The organism is Desulfobaculum xiamenense (genome assembly GCF_011927665.1).
Classification (GTDB): Bacteria; Desulfobacterota; Desulfovibrionia; order Desulfovibrionales; family Desulfovibrionaceae; genus Desulfobaculum; species Desulfobaculum xiamenense.
The window spans coordinates 62,981-83,109 of record NZ_JAATJA010000002.1; the positions used below are offsets into that span (position 1 = coordinate 62,981).

At 62.0% G+C, this 20,129-nt stretch carries 14 protein-coding genes and 1 tRNA gene; all 15 read right to left on the reverse strand.

What is annotated here, in order from left to right:
• Window positions 1-44 precede the first annotated feature (44 nt).
• A complete protein-coding gene (locus tag GGQ74_RS08235; protein WP_167941098.1) occupies window positions 45-1,094 on the reverse strand; it encodes a TRAP transporter substrate-binding protein in 1,050 nt (349 codons plus the stop codon).
• Between the two features lie 91 nt (window positions 1,095-1,185).
• The gene (locus GGQ74_RS08240) at window positions 1,186-3,156 is read right to left on the reverse strand and encodes an alkaline phosphatase family protein (protein ID WP_167941099.1); all 1,971 of its coding nucleotides are present in this window, start codon (window positions 3,154-3,156) and stop codon (window positions 1,186-1,188) included.
• Window positions 3,157-3,754: 598 nt separating this feature from the next.
• Complete coding sequence (locus GGQ74_RS08245; RefSeq protein WP_167941100.1) at window positions 3,755-6,043, reverse strand: methyl-accepting chemotaxis protein; 2,289 nt, start codon at window positions 6,041-6,043, stop codon at window positions 3,755-3,757.
• Window positions 6,044-6,434: 391 nt separating this feature from the next.
• Window positions 6,435-6,510, reverse strand: a tRNA-Phe gene (locus GGQ74_RS08250).
• Window positions 6,511-6,641: 131 nt separating this feature from the next.
• Entirely contained in the window at window positions 6,642-7,463 is an 822-nt protein-coding gene (locus tag GGQ74_RS08255; RefSeq protein WP_167941101.1) for an autotransporter domain-containing protein, read from the reverse strand.
• Window positions 7,464-7,567: 104 nt separating this feature from the next.
• The gene (locus GGQ74_RS08260) at window positions 7,568-8,818 is read right to left on the reverse strand and encodes a M23 family metallopeptidase (RefSeq protein ID WP_167941102.1); all 1,251 of its coding nucleotides are present in this window, start codon (window positions 8,816-8,818) and stop codon (window positions 7,568-7,570) included.
• Window positions 8,819-9,654: 836 nt separating this feature from the next.
• The gene (locus tag GGQ74_RS08265) at window positions 9,655-10,101 is read right to left on the reverse strand and encodes a pyridoxamine 5'-phosphate oxidase family protein (RefSeq protein WP_167941103.1); all 447 of its coding nucleotides are present in this window, start codon (window positions 10,099-10,101) and stop codon (window positions 9,655-9,657) included.
• A gap of 188 nt (window positions 10,102-10,289) precedes the next feature.
• On the reverse strand, window positions 10,290-13,475 hold the full coding sequence (locus GGQ74_RS08270) for a S8 family serine peptidase (protein ID WP_167941104.1): 3,186 nt from the start codon (window positions 13,473-13,475) through the stop codon (window positions 10,290-10,292).
• Between the two features lie 318 nt (window positions 13,476-13,793).
• Complete coding sequence (mrtJ, locus tag GGQ74_RS08275; RefSeq protein WP_167941105.1) at window positions 13,794-14,204, reverse strand: JDVT-CTERM system glutamic-type intramembrane protease MrtJ; 411 nt, start codon at window positions 14,202-14,204, stop codon at window positions 13,794-13,796.
• A gap of 223 nt (window positions 14,205-14,427) precedes the next feature.
• Window positions 14,428-14,835, reverse strand: coding sequence for a 4Fe-4S dicluster domain-containing protein (locus GGQ74_RS08280; RefSeq protein ID WP_167941106.1), 408 nt, complete (start codon window positions 14,833-14,835; stop codon window positions 14,428-14,430).
• A 15-nt stretch (window positions 14,836-14,850) separates the two neighbouring features.
• Entirely contained in the window at window positions 14,851-15,927 is a 1,077-nt protein-coding gene (locus GGQ74_RS08285) for a hydrogenase large subunit (RefSeq protein WP_167941107.1), read from the reverse strand.
• Window positions 15,928-15,936: 9 nt separating this feature from the next.
• On the reverse strand, window positions 15,937-16,308 hold the full coding sequence (locus GGQ74_RS08290; RefSeq protein ID WP_167941108.1) for an NADH-quinone oxidoreductase subunit C: 372 nt from the start codon (window positions 16,306-16,308) through the stop codon (window positions 15,937-15,939).
• 17 nt (window positions 16,309-16,325) lie between these two features.
• Window positions 16,326-16,775: an NADH-quinone oxidoreductase subunit B family protein gene (locus tag GGQ74_RS08295; protein WP_167941109.1), complete on the reverse strand. Its 450-nt coding sequence runs from the start codon at window positions 16,773-16,775 to the stop codon at window positions 16,326-16,328.
• A gap of 3 nt (window positions 16,776-16,778) precedes the next feature.
• Window positions 16,779-17,633, reverse strand: a complete 855-nt coding sequence (locus GGQ74_RS08300) for a respiratory chain complex I subunit 1 family protein (RefSeq protein WP_209280138.1) — start codon at window positions 17,631-17,633, stop codon at window positions 16,779-16,781.
• The gene (locus GGQ74_RS08305; protein WP_167941110.1) at window positions 17,633-19,525 is read right to left on the reverse strand and encodes an NADH-quinone oxidoreductase subunit 5 family protein; all 1,893 of its coding nucleotides are present in this window, start codon (window positions 19,523-19,525) and stop codon (window positions 17,633-17,635) included. Before GGQ74_RS08305 ends, GGQ74_RS08300 begins: the two co-directional genes overlap by 1 nt.
• Window positions 19,526-20,129: the final 604 nt, after the last annotated feature.

A 20,129-nucleotide genomic window follows, 5' to 3' on the forward strand; every position in this document is an offset into this window, starting at 1 on the left:
CTTGCTACAACCGGGGGGCGGCGCGGACCGCCCCCCGATCCGTATTACATCTTGAAGCCGCGTCCGGTTTCGCCAGCATACTGATCGCGCAGACGGAAGGCGTCTTCGACGATGGCGCGGGCATTCTTGAAGCCGCGTCCTTCCATCTCGGCGATCCAGTTCTCGCGCAACTGCGCGGTGGCGGCGATCCAGCGGTCACGCTCGGCCGCGTCGAGCACGATGAACTCGTGTCCGCCCTTCTTGAGGGTCTCGGAATCGCGGATGGCGCCCTCATCGAGGGTCACGCCACAGCGCCGAGCCATGACCTTGCCGGTGGTCTCGGTGAAGGCCGTCTTCGCGCCGTCACTCAGGCCATCCCACAGATCCTTGTTCATGCCAGCCCAGAAGGCATTGGCGAAGAGGTCGCAGATGGTGGTGTACTTCACGGCCTCGCTGATCTTGTAGGAGACGATGGGAGCCAGCGGGCACAGCACGCCGTCGGCCATGCCACGCTCAAGGGCAAGGTAGTTGTCGGTCGGGGGCAGCTGGATGGGATTCGCGCCAAGGGCGTTGAGAATATTGATGGAGGTCCGGTTCCAGGCGATAATCTTCATGCCCTTCAGGTCCGCCATGGTGCGCACCGGAGTGGTGGTGTGCAGCTGGTAGGTGGCGCTAGCCCAGTGCCACATCAGACGGATGTCCTTGTACTCGGCCTGAATCTCGGGATACTTGGCGTACAGGTCGGAAATGATGAGCGAACCGCACTCCGCGCCGGGCACGAGGCCGGGCAGTTCGAGAACGTTGCTCAGGTCGAACTTCCCGGGGTTGCGCGGGCAGTCCATGGCACCGATGGCAAGCATGCCGGACACGGTGGAATCATAGTAGTCGGAGATGGGACACAGGGTGTTGGGGTTGAAGTAGGTGAGTTCCACTTCTCCGCCGGTGGCCTTGGCCATTTCCTTGAACCACGGCTCCCACGCGTTGGTCACGGTGGGGTGGGTATTCATGTAGATCGAGCTCATGGGAAGATCCATGCCCGCATTGGCCTGCGAGGCGGCCATCAGCACGAGCATGGCCACGCAGGCCAGCCACGTCCGCAAGGTTCGAGTGCGCATAACATCCCTCTTCATGCATTGAGAACGTTCTGGGAAAGCGGGGCGGCAGCCCACCGCCCCGCAACTTCATGCCGCAACAGTCAAACAGCGCCTATGCGCAGTCGTGGTGGTCCCACGGTTCGCGGCTGTCGCGAGCCATGGCGGCCTCCATGCGCTTCATGCCTTCACGCAGCTTCTCAAGCTCCTTGTCCTTGAAGTTGGGGTCCTTCAGGGCCTGGTAGAGCACTGCGCCTTCGCAGGTCTCGGGCTTGGGGAAGCCGAGCAGCTCGCAGATGGTGGGGACCACGTCCCACAGCCAGCAGGAGCGTTCCATGCGGAAGTTCTTCTTCACGTTGGGTCCGTTGAGGACCAGCAGCACGCCGAGCTTGCCCGGACCGTACTCGGCCGTGGGCAGCATGTGACCGTGCTGGCCACCGAACTCGGGGTACAGGGCGTAGACAACGTCGCCCACGCGGTCGCCGTACAGGCCGAGGATGCGGGCCTCGCGCTTGGGCAGGGCCAGCGCCACGGGGCGCTTGCCGGTCTCGGGGTCCACGTAGGTCAACAGGGCGTCACAGATCTCGCGCTGGACCTTCTCGTAGTCCTCAGGCTCCACGATACCCTCGGGATCGCGTCCCTTGAGGTTCACGTAGACGTAGACCTCGCGCTGGGGCACGGCCTTGGAGCGGGCGTAATCGGGAATGTTCTGGCTCAGGGCGATGGGGTTGACCTCGTTCTCCATGGCCTTGGAGTCGGTCTTGAAGGCCAGACCGGCGGGCTCAAGGGCCTTGTAGGGGTCGAACACCGGGCCGTCCGGGGTGGCACCGTGGTCGGAGACGAGCACCACCAGCGTGTCCTTGTCGGCCTGCGACAGGATGCGCTCGATCATGCGGTCCTCAAGCTCGTAGATGCGGCGATGGACTTCCCAGGCCTTCTCGCGCACGGCGGGGGAGCCTTCGTGCATGTCGGTCATGACCAGATGGTACATCCAGTCGATGGGATGGGAGTGCATGTAGAACAGGTCCCATTCCTGATTCTCGAGGAGATTCACGGCGCATTCGGCGTTCCACATGGAGAGGTTCTCGTTCATCTCCACGTAGGTATCGAGGTCGATGGAGCCGAGCATGGCCATGATCATGCCACCGTTGGAGTGGATGGAGCCCTTGGTGATGCGGTTGCCGTTCCAGGCCTCGGCGGGCTCGGCCCAACCCTTGGTGGGGGCCATGGTGCCCACAAGGAGCTTGAACTCGCTCAGGTCGTCGGCCAGCTCGATGAGCTTGCAGCGGAAGTGGACTTCCTCCTCGGTGCCGTCCTCCATGGCGATGGTGGTGAAGATCATCTCGCTCCACTGGCCCTTCTTCAGGGTGCACAGGGTGCTGTCGGCAGTCTTGCCGGTTGCGAGGGTGATCTCCTCGTAGCCGTTCTCGCCTTCGGGAGCGAGCACCCACCACGTGGTGTCCACGGGCTTCTTGATGCTCTTGGGGAAGGGCAGGCGGACTTCCATCTCCTGCGGATCGTCACCGAGCGCCTCAAAGCCTTCCCAGCCGTCGGCATCGGCGAATTCGCCACGGAAGCCGTTGGGGTAGATGTCGGTGGAGACGATGAAGTCCTCACAGACGTAGAAGGTGGAATCCAGTCCGGGCAGGCCCTTGCGGTTCTCGCCCACGTGGAAGCCGTTGCCGCCCACGATGACGCCGTTGGTCATGCGGGTGGGAGCGGAGCCGGGGTAGGTGAGCACCACGCACTTCTTGCCGGCCTTGTCGGCGGCTTCCCAGATGAACTCGGCGTTGATGCGCTCGCGGTCCCAATTCTGGGTGATGTTTTCGTTACCGGGGTTGGTTCCGGCGGTATGGTTGTGGAAGTCGGTCACGCCATGGGTTCCGGCGAAGGAACCGGTACCGATCGTCGCCCAGTTCGGCGGGGTGACGGTGGGGTAGGGGGGCATGCAATGCGTGGCGAAGGTGCCCTTTTCGATGAGCTTCTTGATGGTGGGCAGATACCCTTCCGCGACGTAGCGCTCCACCATGTGGGGGAGGGCGCAGTCGAGACCGATGAGCATAACCTTTGTCGGAGTCTTAGCCATTGTAACTTCCTTGATGTCCTTGAAAGTGAGACGATTTCACCTGTCAGCCACGCGGCTGATCCAATGTGTCTCCGCAAACGAATCCCTGCCCTGCCTTAAGCAACCAATGTGCCGGAATTCACAAATAACCCGGCAAGCAAGGCATTGTGCGGGTTGCGCTGGGTTTCCGTCTCTTCGGAGCAGCTTCGGAAGCTGGGTCACAATCGCGCACCTTCGCAAGATTTCCCTGCTCAACATGTTCATTTACCAGTGTTAACAGCAAACGGGTCATAACCGCGCATGCCGGTCAGAAACGCGCATCTGCCTGCGTCGCTCGTGCCCCATTTTCACAAGCTGGCTACCACGATCGGCGAAAAGGCGCACGCACCAATTGTTTTGTAGATAATCCGGGGTGTTGTGTGATGATCACGATTAGAAAAACATTCACGCTCCATCGGCTCCCACCGGGAGCGATGGGCGAAACGGTCCCTTCGCGCCCAAAAAAGGAACAGGCGGAGCGCGTTCATGCGCTCCGCCTGTTCATCGGCAGCCCGCCGCCTGTTGGATGGGGAGGACCTGCGGCGGGACGATTCGGGGAGGGGGAGGCCTCCCCGAAAGATCAAACGCTCATGCGGTGGATGATGGCCTCAAGCCGCGTGGCGAGTTCGGACAATTCACCGACCGAACCGCGAGAGCTAACCATCGCCGCGGCAGTCTCGCCGGAAATGCTATCCACTTCCACCGAGGCCTCGGAGATCTGCTCGCAGACCACGGACTGCTCCTCCGCAGCAGCGGCGATGTCCCGCACGCTGTCGGCGGCACGCTGCCCGGCCTCCACGATGGCCCGAAGCGCACCCAGCGCGCCATTGGCCATATCTGCGCTATTCCGGGCCGCATCCGCCGTGTCGCGCATGGCACCAACGCAGTTTTTCGTCTCCCTCTGGATGGCACCCACGGTTTCATCCACTCGCCTCGTGGCGGCCATGGTCTTCTCGGCCAGCTTACGCACCTCGTCGGCAACGACGGCGAACCCGCGTCCGGCATCTCCGGCGCGGGCGGCCTCGATGGCGGCATTGAGCGCCAGAAGATTCGTCTGGTCCGCAATGTCGCTGATGATGGTCATAACCTCGGCAATGCCCGAGGCCTGCGCCTCCAGCCCCTCGATCTGACCGGCCACGGCGGCAACCCGTCGATTGACCTCCACGGTGGACTCCACGGCCACCCCGACCACGCGCTGGCCCTCCTGCCCGCGCGAGAGCACATCCTCCGCCCCGGTGGCCGAAGACGCCGCGTTGCGCGAAATCTCAAGGATGGACGCATTCATCTCCGTCACGGCGGAAGCCACCTCGGCGGAGCGTTCGCGCTGCCGCGTCGCTCCCACCGTGGACTGTTCAATCTGCGCCCCAAGGGACTGCACGGCACCGGCAAGCCCCTCGCCAACGCCCAGGGCGTCGCGCGCGGCGGCCTCAAGCGTGCCCGCCTGCTCGCGGATGCGCTGTTCCTGCTCGCGAATGGCCGTCAGCTCGAACCACAGGGTCACCACGCCAAGCACCTCGTCATCCAGCGAATAGAACGGCGTGGCCACAATCTTGAATATCTTGCGGCTTCCGTCCGCAGCGGCGTATTCCACCTCGCGCTCGATGCGTGTGCGGTCACGCAGGGCCACATCGGCCGCCGTGGTCCGTCCGGCGTCGCCGCACACGAACTCGCCGGAGGTCATGCCGTTGTAGTCCTCGGGACGCCCCGGCTTGCCGAGGGCCGCGAGTATCTCTCCATTGCTGTGGACAATGCGCCCATCGCGATCGAGCACCCCGCACGGTACGGCAATGCTCTTGAGCACGCCGAGGCCGAAGCCGAGCTTCTCGCGCAATTCCGCGGTCATATGCACGATGCTCTCGCGCAGGTCCACGAATTCGCCACGAAATGTTCCCTCAAGACGGGCATCGAGATCGCCATCGGCCACGCGTCCCGCGTAGTCGGCCACGGCGCGAAGCGGACGAATGGCCAGAAAATGCACCAGCAGCGCAATGCCCACGCTCAACAGCAGCGTCTGCGCCACCCCGCCGACCAGCATGGTCCGACGGCTCGTCGCGAGACCTGCCAGCAGGTCGTCCTCCGCCGCCGTGGCGCACAGCACGATCCCCGCCTTGGACAGCGGTCGAGTCACCACACGCTTGGCCTCTCCCCGCCACTCGTAGTTCAGCACGCCATCCGGCGCCGCCAGCGCCTTGCGGACAAAATCGGTCTTCGAACCGCCCGCGAGGAGTAGCGAACCGTCGGGATGCGCAACGAAGCGTCCGGCGGCATCGATAGCGAAGACATAGCCCGTGGCTCCAATGCGCACGTCATCCAGAAAGCGTCGGGCGAAAAGAGTCCAATCCACAGCGCAGGCCATGCCGCCAACCACGCGGCCCTCGTGCCGCAACACCCGTGCGGCATGAAAGACCAATGGGCCGTCCGCCCCCATGCGCGTCACGCGGGTATCCACGGCGTCGTCCGCGCCCCCCATGATCTCTCCGAAGAACGGTTGCCCGGAGACGTCCGTCCCGCGCAGGATCGCTCCGGAAACGTCGGTGCCCGCAGTGACGACGCCCTTGGCATTGAAGATGAAGAGGGCGGCGAAGCGCTCCTCGGCGTCAAGGACGTCCTTCAGGAACTTCTCCGCGTAGGGAACCGGGGTAGGGTAATAGAGGATGGAACTGGCCAGCGTCCGCTGGGATTCGAGAATGCGCAAGGTGCCGAAGCCGCCGGAGAGATAGTCCTCAAACGAGCGCCCAAGGGCATCCGCCGTCTCGGCCATTGCGCCGGTTTCCGCATCCAGCGACTGCGTACGCAGACGACTGTCCATGTACCACATGGACGCGGCAACGGAGACGAGAATCACAAGAACCGTGGGAACAAGAAACATCCATTGCAAGGGTATCCGCTTTCGCATCGCACGAGTCCATCGTTTGTCGTTTTCGAAGCAACCATTCCGTGAAACCGCATGGAATGGCGCGGGGTTGCTTGCAATCCCCGTACCCCAGCCCGACAAGACGAAAGCCGCCATCCATGCGCATCGGCAAGGCATGCGCCCCGCGCGGACGTGGGACACGAACGCGCAGTGGACGCGGCATGTAAATTCAACATACTGATATTGTTGAGCTTATATACAAGGGGTCATTTCCGCACGGTTTGCCCCCGAAATGCCTCGGCGCAACAGACCGCCAGATCAAGAAGAGGGCAGGGGACACGGACAGGATGGCGAACGCACAAAACGAAAAAACCCTCACGCTTTCGCGTGAGGGCATGCTTTCGAATGGTGCCACGGCACAGAATTGAACTGCGGACACGGGGATTTTCAGTCCCCTGCTCTACCAACTGAGCTACCGTGGCCCCCGTTGGAGACCTGTGTTTAGCCAAACCCCATACCCTTGGCAAGCACTTTTTTCAGATTTTTTACTTTCCCGCCTCCGGGCTGGGAAATGCGGACAACTGTCAGCGTTGGAGAAACGGGAATCGCACCCTCAGAAGCTGACGCGAACGGCCACGCCGTACACGCGTGTCGTGTTCTCCGGCTCGACAACCGTCGAATACGGCGCGCCGCCGAGGCTCACCTCGTCGGAGTCGGACTCGTCGATGTCCCAGTACCGGATGTAGGGTTCGACCACGACGCCGAAGCCGTCAAAGGTGTAAGCGACGAACACGGCCCCGCGCAGGCCGTAGCCGTCGAACATGTCCTGATCGTTGCGCGCATCGTCGAGGCCGGAAACGGCCTGACTCAGGCGGCTCTTCACGCGGCCGCCCCAGAAGATGTCGTACTCGCCGCACAGGCCGAAGCGCCACTTCCCGCGCACGAAGGCCAGCTCCGCACCGACGGGCGAATAGAGCTGGCGGATTTCGCGCTCGTACCCGCCGCTGCCCTCAATATCATCGAACCAGTAGCGATAGCCGATGCCGATGAACGGCGTCAGCGCCCAGTCCCCGCGGTCAATGTCGTAGCCCACGAGGGCGCGCAATTGAAACAGCGAATCCTCGGTGTCGCTCTCGCGCGGCGCGCCTGCCTGCGTCTGCCCGTCATAATCGAGTCCGCCGCCCAAGTATTCCATCTCGCCGCGTCCCATCCACCCTGCGGAGCAGTGGTAGGTACCGCGCAGTTGAACACCGTGCAGGCTGCCCGTTTCCTTCATCAACCCCGGCTCGCGGTAGCGAACGTTGGCGTAGGCATAGCCGAACTCGACGCCGCTGTGCAGCGCCGTGAGCGACGCGCCCTCCTCGGCGAAGGCGGCATGCGCCACGAGACACACCAGACACAGCGCCGTCATGACGCGAAGAGCAAAACATCTCATTGCGGAACCTCCCCGTATAGCGATTCGCATCGCCAACCATAGCACGCCACACGGCGCGTGCCTACGGAAACGGGGAGAAATGGCGGATAGGGCGCGGATTCGATCTAGAGGGATGTGTCGGTCATGGGCCGCATGGCGACGGACGTGGTGCCCATGCGCGCACGGCAGGCCACAACCACATGGCGCAGGAAACGGCGCTCGTTCTGGGCCAACGGCGGTGCGCTGAGCGTGCGCTTGCCGCGCGGGTTGACCAGCCGGCCGTCCTTGCGCATCCGGAAGTCCAGATGCGGACCGGTGGCGAAGCCCGTGCTGCCGACAAAGGCAATAATCTCGCCCTGCACGACACGGCGACCTTCCTCCAGACCTTCGGCGACGGCGTTGAGGTGCAGGTACATGGTCTCGTAGCCACCATCGTGACGGATAACGATGTGCCGCCCGGCCTTGCGGTCCTGCGTGATGCGCTCCACCTCGCCGTCGCAGGCGGCGTAGACGGGGGTTCCACGCGGGGCGGCGTAGTCGATGGCGTAGTGCGGCTGCCAGCGGCGGGTGACGGGATGCAGGCGGTTCGAGGCATAGCCGGAGGCCAGCGTGTAGCTTTCCAGCGGCGCGCGCAGGTAGGGTTGCAGATTCTCGCCCTCGGCCGTGTAGTAGGAGGCCCGCCCGTCCGCGCTCCGATACCAGAAGGCCTCGTGAACCGTACCCGGCGTGAAGATGGTGGCGGCGAGCACGCGACCGAAGCCGACGAAGGCTCCCCTGCGGAACTTGCGTTCCACGAGGATGTTGAAGGCGGCGCCGGGGCGCAGGTCCTTCCACGCGTTGAAGCGGAAGGCGAAGATGTCGGCCACCATGAGGGCCAGATCGCGGTCGCCGCCGGCTACGGATACCGCACTGGAGAAACCGTTGGGAACGCTGACACTGCCGATAAGCGTGTCCTCGCGCACATCAACGGGGACGCGCACGGTCCGGGCAGCGAACCCGTCGCCGGAGCGCTCGACCACCAACTGCTCCCAGTCGTCGATGTCATAGCGAAAGGCGCGAAACCCCGAGGCATCGGTAGTCAGGACATAGGTCTGGCCGACACGAAGACGATTCAGGGAGAAGACGCCCTTGCAGGCCTGCGCGAAGGCGTGAATTTCCGACGCTCCGAGGACATCGCCCAGCATGGACGAGATGGTGTCGCCGGAGCGCACGACGCCGTCGCGCGGGGCGTTGGTCGAAATGGGGGCATCGGCAGTCTCCCCGGCATACGCGGGGCCGAGGGTCATGATGATGAAGGCGATAAGAAAAGCGGTCCGCCGCAGTATGTGCAGGGCGCTGGAATCCGCAATGTGTCGTGTTGTGTCGTCGATGTGCATCCGTGGTCCGTTCTTGTGGGGATATCGGGGCGGGTGCCGTCCATTCGGCACGGAACATGTGCCCATACCCGGCTTCGAAAGCGCTGTCACCCCCGAGAGGAATATCCGCGCTTGGCGCTATGATATTCGATTCAACAATCACGGACTGTTAGAGGAGGCACCCAAAAAACGTGAAATGATGGGAACATTTGGGCAGGGGCAGAGTCCTTGCGGGAATGCCGGAAAAGGGAACAGGGGGGTGGGGGAGGGGCGCGCCGCGTGGCGCACACACAAGGTGGCGGCCGGGGTTGTCGCCGGCCCCGGCCGCCACTGAGAGGAAGGAGGCTTTCTATCCGTTCAAACCAAGGGAGGGGTATCTCGTCGGTGCGGCGGCTTCCAAGGGGGATGATCGCTGCCGCCGCACCGCTCGCACGGTAAAGAGTGAAGAGAGCTTGGGAGGTGGCTGTGGGAAGACGATCTGTCGTCATCGTCTTCTTGCCCTCTCTTATGCAGACGCCGTGCCAAACTCAAAAATCAAACAATTCCAGCAATTTATATATTTCCTCTATAATGTCCAGAGATTCGCAGGTGCACATGGATGCACATCTTGTGCAAAAAGCGGTGCACATTATTGCACATCAGCGCACACATCTTGTGCAGACCATTGTGCAGAGGCGGCCTTGCGGGTGCAGCGCAGCTGGATACGCCGCGGCTGAACCAGAAGCGTTCGCCTCCATCCGCCAAGGCGGAGATGTCGATAACTTTTGCCATTATTCCGTGATGTTACATATGAAACGAACATTACGAACACAGGGTGGCCCGGCCTTCCTAGCGGGTGCGCGAGTCCCTTTCCGCCATCACTCCGGCGGGAATTCATGGTGAAAGGCATCTGCCACGCCAGACAGAAGCAGCAGGCTACGCGCGTCCACCCGGAACAGGACGCAGTCCGGCGTATCGAAAAACATGGCAAGCGCCGGATTTCGCGCAAGCAGGGCATCCTTCGCGGCCTGCCGCTCCGCCATGTCGTGCACTTCCACGGCGAGCCCGGAGACGGTGAGGGCGCAGATGGCCGGGCGTTCCCGCCGCTCCGGGTGTTCCACCCTGGTGTCGATAAGCAGGCTCGCCTCTGGATTGGCGAAAAGGTTTCGCCACTTGCGGCTTTCTCTGGCGGTGACCATGTACAGGCTGCGACGGGACGCCGAGGGGACATAGGTCATAAGCGACGTGTGGGGCCTGTCGCCGTTGGACGTGGCGAGAACGCAGAAACTCTGTGACGCGATGAGCGCAAGGCTGGTTTCGAGCATGGATACCTCGGCGGGTGAAGGTCTGGACACTGCCGATGATACACCCGCCGAACGCGCACGAGGAGAGAAACCCGCAACGGGAGAGCAAAGAGAAGAAAAGACGACGTGACGGCGCGCGGCGGCCTGGTCGATTACGCGGCGGAGAAAAGGAAAACGGCCGCCCCGTTACGGAGCGGCCGTCGCAAGAACTATTGGCGCAATGCGCGCGTCCTTCGAATCACGATCACGAGGGCGGCAAGAAGAAGCAGCGCGGTACCGACGTCGCTCCCGCCGCCCACGGTGCATCCGCCTCCACCGCCACCGCTGCCGCCAGCGCTCCCGCTGGATACCACACCGCTCAACACCTGCGGGTCCTTCACGCTTCGCGCGGCAGGGTCCATATCGAAGGGACCATTGTCCCTCACGACGGATACGACGTAGTAGGTCGCTTCGGGGTCGAGCACGCGCACTGGGTCGATGAAGCCGCCGTGCGCATCGGTCAGCCACCAGTTGCCGTCCTCGTACGTTTCGTAGCTGGGGTAGGTGAAGGCACGGCTGTGTCCACCGCCAAGGAGCTTTGTCAGGCGGAAGGTTTCCGCCGTCTGCGCGTCGAGATTGCTCACGGCATAACGCATGCTGACGAGCTGGTCCGCATCGCGGGTCGTTGCCGTGAATTCCACCATATCGCCGTACAGCCTTTCGAGGCTGGTGCCGTTTTCCTCGTTCACCTGTGCGGCGGAAACGCTGGTTCGCGTACTGGACAGGCTCGTCAGAGCCGGAGCGGCGGGCTGCACAGGATTGGCGCTGACGGGGTTCTCCCCAGTCGTAGGAACATCGCCATGCAGGCCGCTCATCACCAGCGCATAGGGCTGAGGACCTACCGGGATGTTGTGCGCGGACACTTCCACCACATACTCGCCCGCGGCTGCGGCATTGAGGGTCACGCTGACGGTGTTGTTGACCCTGTCGAAGCTCGTGGGCGGCACGGGCGCACGGAAGAATCCGACAATGCAGGGCGTGTCCGGAGCGACCGCCCATCCTGTGCCATCATTGATCATACCGCGCCCGGTGGGGTTGCCGTTGGTCGCTAGTATCGAAAGGAGTTCGGATTCCTTCTCCAGCACGACGAACACACTGCCCGCCTCCACGGACAATCCGATGGGCAAGGCGGTGTCCCCCGCACGCAGAAAGTCATAATGCTTGCGATACAGCTCCCGGCCCACACCGGACTCCGTCCAGGCATAGACGACGAGAGAAACGTCCGAGACATAGGGATCATCGCCATTCTTCAGCACGAAGCCGACGCTCTCCAGCTGACTGGGATACAACGTGGGGGTGAAGCGCAGGCCAACCCGATATCCGTCGAGTGTCGTAAGGCCACGCGCCAGATCCAGATAGCGGACATCCTCCAACGAACTAAGGTTGCGCGCGTTGTCAGGATAGATCCACGTACCGTCCGGACGCCTGACCCGGAGGTCCAGATCGTTGACCAGTCCGCCGGCCGCGATTTCGGAACCGGGGTAGTCCGTCCAGCCCAGCGTGGCTCTGAACGGTCCGCCGGGCGTGCAGACGTTGAACGGGAAGGTCCTCACGTAGGCCGAATCCCTTGGGGCATCCGCGTCGCTCACGTCGTGGAATTCCACGCGGGAGGCGTCGTCGAGATTCATGGCGCGGGACAGATGCAACCGCCCCCACCCCTGCACGGGACTGGGGGAGCTCGTCATCTCGCGCATGGCTCCGTCCCCGTACTGCCCCGGAGCCATGTCCGTCGCGCCATGAATGAGCGCCGTCTTGACCAATGCGGCGGACGGCGCGGGCATATGCTCGACGGTCATCAAATATTCCCGCATCAGGATGGCCGCGCCAGCGGTCATCGGCGTCGCCATGCTGGTGCCGTCCATGAAGAAATAGCTGGCCGCCAACCCGCCCGCAGGAACATACTCCTCCGGCAACACGCCGTCCCGAACCCCCACGCTGGACCGCGTGGAGATGATTCTCGTCCCCGGAGCAACGATCTCCGGCTTATACCGGCCATCAAGCGTGGGGCCTCGGCTGGAGAACGCCGCCATGCCGTAGGGCTTGTCCGCTATGCCATCCTCCGCGAACGGTGCGGTGCGAAATCCATAGTCCGACCACATCGTGGTTGCGGTCTCGCCATCCAGCCGCACACTTTCGCTGGCGCCCACGGTTAGGCAGTTCTTGGCGCTGCCCGGGGTATCCAGCACGAAGGAATCGATGCGCCCGTCCCCGTCGAAATCATCCCCGGCATTCCCGGCCGCGTAGAGCACCAGAAAATCCTTGTGGTCCCACAAAAAATCGTCCACGGCGACGCATTCGCTGGTGTATTCGCCTACCCCGGCCGATCCCCAACTATTGGAATGAATGCGCGCGCCAGCGGCGTACGCAGGCAGAAACAAATCGTACAGATCGACAGGAATGCCGGGCAGACTGGAATCCCCTGATTCCGGTCCCACCGTCTGGAAGTAGAGTTTCGCCTTGGGGGCCATGCCTGCGAAGCACGTTTTGGGAAAGCTATTGTGTTGCGGATCACTCCCCGAAGCCATGCCGTTCCCCAAAACGATTCCGGCGACATGCGTTCCATGCCCGCTCTTGTCCGCATCACCGGTGCCAAGCACCACATTGGCGAGGACTCGGCTACCGCCGCTTCCATCAGAAAAATCCGGGTGGTCCGGGGCAATGCCGCCGGTGTCCAGACCCGAGTCGCAGATGCCGACAATCTGGGATTCGCCGTACAGGTCGATGCCCAGGGACTCATGCTTGGCCATGCGCACGCCACGGACGCCGATGATATCCGAACCGACATTGTTGTTCGTCTTAGGCTCCGGCGCAGGTTCGATCCACTTGATGCCGGGAACGCTCTTCAGCCCGTCAAGCTTCGCAAAGGGAAAGTCCACGTTCAGGATGACGCCGCGTCTGGTGGTAGAGTCGCTCCCCACCACGCCGCCTTGCGCCTCGATGGCATCGCGCAGCCGGGAGACATCTTCCCCCGGAAAAGCGACCACGCGCAGTCTGACGGAGCCGCCCTGCATTTCGAGCTGTTCAGAAGAAATGGAAAAAATACGGCCGGAAAGCCGAAAGGACGCGGAATACGGGCCAACCCACCGCACATGCGGTGTGTCGCGAATGGCCTGCAATGTGTCGGAGTGCGCCTTGATGATGAAGCCGTATTCTGGAACGTAGTCGAAAAACAAAACGCCCATTGCCGTGAGCGTGTCCTTCCACTGCTGACGCACAGGTCCATCGAATTGGATAATGTGGTAGGTATCATCCTGTGCCATGGCGCGCAACGCGCGCCTCGTGGCCGGTTGCTCCGCCATGTCGGCATCGTCTTCCATTGGTGGCGAGACCAGCGGATCGAACTGCATGTTGTGCATATGGAGCATCGGAGCTGACGTTTCAGATTCGCACAATCCCGCCGTACCGCACAGGCAGAGAATCATGGAGGAAGCTACCAACAAGGCAAGTGACTTTCCCGTGTACATCCGGCGCTCCGTCGTTTTTGCTATACCTGCAATGATGATGGCAAAGCAGGCTTCGCATGAATGAAGGAATCTGAATTACGTGAGTTTCCAATGCTTTTCAATGATTGTACGAAGACAGATTTAACATGACGAAGACTTCGCCTGCGAAGCATGCGAACGGCAAGGCAGAAACTGAAGGGACGCATATCTGAATCCGACTCGTCGCAATAATCAGACGGAGAGGAAGAACATGACGTTGTAGGCAACGTGCAGAAAGGCGCAGGCAGTCACGCTCCGGTGCCTGCTCCAGAGCGCACCGAACGCGAGGGAGGGAAGGAAGGTCAATGCGGCCCAAAGCGGCGGATGCGTGGGAAGATGGGCCAGCGCAAAGAGGAGGGAAACGAAGAGGTTCGCGCCGGTGACGATGCCGATGCGCAAGGCGAACCTGCGCTCCAGCGCGTCCTGCACCACACCCCGGAACAGGAACTCCTCGACGAACGCGCGCAGGGGCAGGCTCCAGAGCGCGACATCAACTCCGGGCGAATAAAGTAGCGCAGGCGCGCCAAGGACCACCAGCACCCAGAAGAATGGCGTCGTCAGGGCCAGGCGCAGTCGGAACCATTCGGGCATTTCGGAAATCATGCTGGGCCGCCTTGCGGCTGGTTCGGGGTGAATCGGTACCAGACAGGGAACGCGGCCTTGGGCGTGCCCGGACCGATCGCCTGCCTGCCGCATGCGGTTCCACATGTGCGATGCCCCGTCAAGCGAGACAGGCAATCCGCCGCGCCGCAAAAACGACGACGGCCCCCCCGGGGGCATGCCGGAGGGGCCGTGTGTCGATGGGTCACCACACTTCAGGAGGCCGTTACTGAACCTTGGTCTCCTCCACGGGGAAGTCCTTCTCCTCGGCCTTCTCGGAGGCCTTCTTGGCAGGCTTGGGAGGGGTTCCCTGGAGCTTGATCATGACCTTGGTGGCCACGGGCTTCTTGTGATCGTTCTTCATGGACAGGCTCTTGGCCGGGCAGTTGGACACGCAGATGCCGCAGCCGATGCAGGCGTAGGGATCGAGATCCCACGTTCCGGCCTTGCGGTCCACGCTGATGCACTGCGAGGGGCACTTGCGCGAGCACATGCCGCAGAAGATGCACGTCTCGATGTTGTTGACAAGCTCTCCACGGTACTTCTCGAAGGTCGGGCGCACCTCGAAGGGATAGAGGCGGGTCGCCTTGCGCGTGAAGAGGTTCTTGAGCACGGTCGGAGTCAGATTGAGCATTTCGTGCGCCCTCCCTTAGCGTTCCGTGCAGGAGATGCACGGGTCGATGGACAGGACCACGACAGGCACGTCCGCCAGCTCGATGCCGCCGATCATGGCCAGCAGCGGGGGAATGTTGGCGAATGTGGGGGTGCGGATGCGCACCCGGTCGAGGTACTTCTTGCCGCTGGCCTTGATGTAGTACAGGAGCTCGCCGCGGGGCTGCTCGGTACGGTGGACGATCTCGCCCTCGGGATGTCCCTTGAAGGGCGTGGCCAGATCGCCTTCGGGAAGGCGGGAGATGGCCTGCCGCACGAGGTCGATGGACTGGAGCGTCTCGCCGAAGCGGACGGCGCAGCGTGCCCACGAATCGCCCTGCGGGTAGACCACGGGTTCGAAGTCGATGCGGTCAAAGCACTCGTACTTGAGCTGGCGGCAGTCCTGCGCGACGCCGGAGCCGCGCAGGGTCGGGCCGCACGCGCCGGTGGCGATGGCCATCTCGGCGGTGAGGACGCCCTTGCCCACAGTACGGGACTTCACGGTGTAGTCATTAAGGATGGTGTTGGAGAGTTCCTTGAGGGCCTTCTCCGCCTCATCCAGCTCGGTCAGAATCCAGCGGCACTGCTCGGGGGAGAGGTCGGCACGCACGCCGCCCACCACGTTGACGGAAACGATGACGCGGTTTCCGGCAGTGGCCTCGTTGATGTCCATGATCTTCTCACGGATCTTCCAGAACTGCTGGAAAAGCGCCTCGAAGCCGAAGGCATCCGCGAAGAGGCCCAGCCACAGCAGGTGGCTGTGCATGCGGTGCAGCTCGGACCAGATCACGCGCAGGTGCTGCGCACGGTCCGGCACCTCAAGGTTGAGGAGCTTTTCGAGAGCCTCGCAGTAGGTCATGGCGTGGATGCACGAACAGATGCCGCACACGCGCTCCACAACCTGAATCATCTGATGGTAGTCACGGATTTCCGTGAGCTTCTCGAGCCCGCGGTGGACGAAGCCCAGCGCCGGGATCGCTTCCTTCACGATTTCGTCTTCGACCACCAGCTTCAGGTGGATCGGCTCCGGAAGGACCGGATGCTGGGGACCGAAGGGGATTACCGTCTTGGCCATGTCGAATCCTTACTGTTTGGTGATCTTGACGTTGCTGCAGAGCGGGACCTGGGTCACGGTGATTTCCTCGTCGAGGAACAGCGTGCGGTTGAAGTCCAGCACCAGGCCATCGAAGCCGAGCGCGAACTGGTCGCGCATCTCGTTCTCGGCGAGCATCGCGCAGAAGTAGATGCCGCTGACGCTCGGAACGGGTTTCGCCTTCTCGGCCTTCATGCGCAGGTTCACGAGTTCCAGATCCTTGTCGAGGTGGTAGAGGATATCAACATTGTCCTCGTCCAGCTCGGTGCAGGACATGGCGACCAGCCTGTAACCGTCGTTCTTGAGCATGAGTATCTCGTTGGCGACGGTCTCCTTGGTGACCTCTTTCAGATTCTCAATCACGGTTCACTCCCTCGGGGCTATGCCTTGTTGGATTCTTCCACCTTTTCGGCGAACTTCTGAAGCCCCAGCACAACGCCGTCGATGATGGCCTCTGGCTTGGCAGGGCATCCGGGGACGTACACGTCAACGGGGATGACCTTATCCACGCCGCCGAGCACGTTGTAGCACTCGCGGAACACGCCGCCCGAAGTGCCACACGCCCCGATGGCGATGACGGCCTTGGGGTCCGGCATCTGATCGTAGATGTTCTTGAGGACCTTCTTGTTGCGGTGGTTAACGGTGCCGGTAACCAGCAGCACGTCGGCGTGCTTGGGGTTGCCCACGTTGACGATGCCGAAGCGCTCGATGTCGTAGAGCGGGGTCAGGCAGGCAAGCACCTCGATATCGCAGCCGTTACAGCTCCCGCAGTCGAAGTGCATGATCCACGGAGACTTGATGCGCGACTTCTTGATGAATGACTTGATCATGACTTAACTCGCGGCGTGCAGCCAGATGAGGTTCACGAAGGACATGGCCAGTCCGATGCTCCACACGTACTTGAGCATCCAGCGCCAGGTCATGCGGGCCATGGTGTTGTCGATCACGATCTCGGCGAAGTAGGTGGCGGTCAAAAGGATCGCCATGCCGTACCAGCTGGTGGTCCAGAACAGGGCGCAGATGCCGAGGACGAGGATCGTTTCGAACCAGTGCGCCAGCTCGATGAGGCCGAGGAAGGGACCGGAGTACTCGGTGAGCACGCCCTTCACCAGCTCCTGGTGGCCATGATGCGAGGTCGAGAAGTCGAAGGGGGACTTGCGCAGCTTGATGGTCAACGCGTAGCCGAGCACGATGAACATGAGCGGCAGCTTGAGCAGCAGGGGCTTTTCCACCGCGACGATGTCGCTGATGTTGAAGCTGCCGGTCACGAGGTAGATGCTCACGAAGACCAGAATGAGCAGCGGCTCGTAGGTCAGCACCTGAATGAGCTCGCGCTGCGCGCCCACCTGCGAGTAGGGCGAAGGCACGCTCATGGCACCCATGACGAGGAACACCGCGCCGATGGCCTGCACAAAGAAGATCAGCAGCAGGTCCGACTGAAGGAAGAACAGGACCACGGACAGCGCCGCGGCGACCATGTACACCCACGCGCAGAACACCTGCCACGTGTTGGCGACCATCTTCTCCTTCCCGAACAGCTTGGCCACGTCGTAGAAGGCCTGCGTGATGGGCGGACCCTGACGGGACTGCATCCACGCGGTAACCTTGCGATCGAGACCGGCGATGAGGCCACCCGCGAGGGGGGCGGCGACCAGACCGATGAATACCAGCAGAATCTTGGTGATCATTACAGCGCCCCTCCCATCATCAGCACGATCAGGGCGATGGCGGCGATATTGACCGGCGTGGTCAGCACGTTCTCGCCAAAGACCGCAGTCAGGTAGTAGTTGCCAGCCTCGACCTTCACCGGGGCATTCATAGGACCGGTGAACAGGGAGTCCTTGATGTCACCGACCTGCAGACCGCCGAGGTACGGGGCCGAGGGATTGAGGGTCCGCGCCTTCTTGGCCGCGCGCAGCGCGTACAGGAAGCCCAGCCCGAGGATGAAGAACAGCGGATACACTGCAAACGCGCCCATGGGGCCGCTCAGGATACCGCCGGAGCTGACCAGCGGGGGGGCCTGGAACAGGGGCTGCACCAGTCCGGAGTAGATGATCGGAGCGCCAAGGGAGAGCACCACCGCGCCAACGGCGAGGGAGGTCAGGGGCATGCGGATGAGCACGTCCTGCTTCTCCGGAGTGGGCCGCTCACCTGCGGGGTAAGAAAGCATAAGACCGGCCCAGCGTGCCCAGTAAATGACAGTGAGGGCCGAACCAAGGGCCATCATCACCACCACGAGCAGATTGCCCGCCGCGGATTCGATGGCGAGCCACTTGGCCATCAGCACGCCGAAGGGCGGCAGGATCATGGTCAGGATGCCGACCACCGCAATGATGGTGGTGCGGGGCATGCGGCCGTAAAGCCCGCGCATGTCCTCGATGTCTCTGGAGCCGATTTCCTGCTCGATGGTTCCCACGCACAGGAACATGAGCGACTTGGACACGGCGTGGAAGATGATGAGCAGGATGGCCGCCGTCAGCGCCGCCGGGGTGTTGATGCCCGCACAGGCGATGATCAGGCCGAGGTTGGACACCGTGGAGTAGGCGAGGATCTTCTTGCCGTTGGACTGGCTGATGGCCAGAGCGGCACAGGCGACGAAGGTGAAGGCGCCGCACAGGGCCACGCCGTCGGAGACGAAGGAGCCCGCGAAGGCGGGGGCGATGCGCAGGACCACGTACACGCCCGCCTTGACCATGGTGCTCGAATGGAGCAGGGCCGAGACAGGGGTGGGGGCGACCATGGCGCCCAGCAGCCAGCTCTGGAAGGGCACCTGCGCGGCCTTGGTGAAGCCCGCGAGGCAGATGAAGGCCAGCGGGATGAGCAGGGCGCTGGCGGCGGGACCGGCGGCGATGATCTGCTGGAGATCAAGGGAGCCGGTGACCTTGTAGGCCCAGATCATGCCGATGACGAAGGCCAGTCCGCCAAGGCTGTTCATCCACAGAGCGCGGACGCTGTTCCTGATGGCCACCTCGGTGCCGTCATGCCCGATGAGCATAAAGGAACAGAAGGTGGTGACTTCAAAGAAGAAATACAGCCACAGGATGTTGTTGGAAAGCACGAGGCCGTTCATGGCGCCAAGGAACAGGACCATGAACATGAAGAACCGGGGCTGCCGGCTGATCTCCAGATGGAGATGCTCCTCGTGCGCCTTCATGTAAGGAATGCCGTAGATGCAGATAAGCGATCCCACAATCGATATCACAAGCACCATCACCAGCGAGAGCTGGTCGGCATAGAACGCGGTGACCGGGGCTGCATGGTCGACCATGAACAGCTCGAACAGGCCGAGCAGCACAATCTGCGACACCGTGAACAGCTTGATCAGCAGGTTCCTGTATTTGAAGGCGTAGTAGAGAATGACAAACAACAGGGCGAAGTCCGCCACCGCGATGAACGTTCCCCAGCCCGCCGGGGGCGCGTAGGTGAACGTGCCCTGCGCCAGCAGGGCTATCGAGGCAGCGGCCAGAATGCCGCCCGTGACCGTGACGACCAGTGACCGAATGACCCCAGCCCGCAGAAAATAGCAGGCGAGGCCGGCCACGAATGGAAGAAGAATCAGAAGCACTAACAGATTGGACATGACGACCTCGTTTAAAAAGTTCCGCCAATCGTATCCCACAGCCACCCGGCCTCCCACTGACCGGGACAAGTACCCGAAATCATGAAATTTCAGGATTTCTGGTTGCTTTTTATGACATGAACAGATGCAGGTCAACAAAAGTTTCGATTTTGGTCTGTTCCATCACATATAAAGTGTATTATTGAATGCGATTGTCATGTTGAAAGTGTCAAGCTTTGGAAACTTGCTCAACCTCGTGCACCAAATATTAGCACCGCAACTGTCAGTGAACCCTCACGCCGCATTCTTTTCCGACCATATCCGTTGCACATTACCAAAACTCGCACCACACAACGATCGCTGGCCCCATCATGGTTGCCGGAAGTACGTTGATTGAACGAACAGCCAATACATGGCAACCAGCAAGAACCTGTCTCTGCCGGCGCAAAACAGTCAGCTAGGCGACACTTGATAGGTCGCGGATCGTGTGGGAATCATGCCGATGGATTTGCATCAGATTACAACGTCAACACAAACCCCCGCATTGTGAATGCCTTCACATTGTGACGCATAGCGACATTTCACCGCACTTCCCGGCCACGCAACATCATTGATGCACACGGCA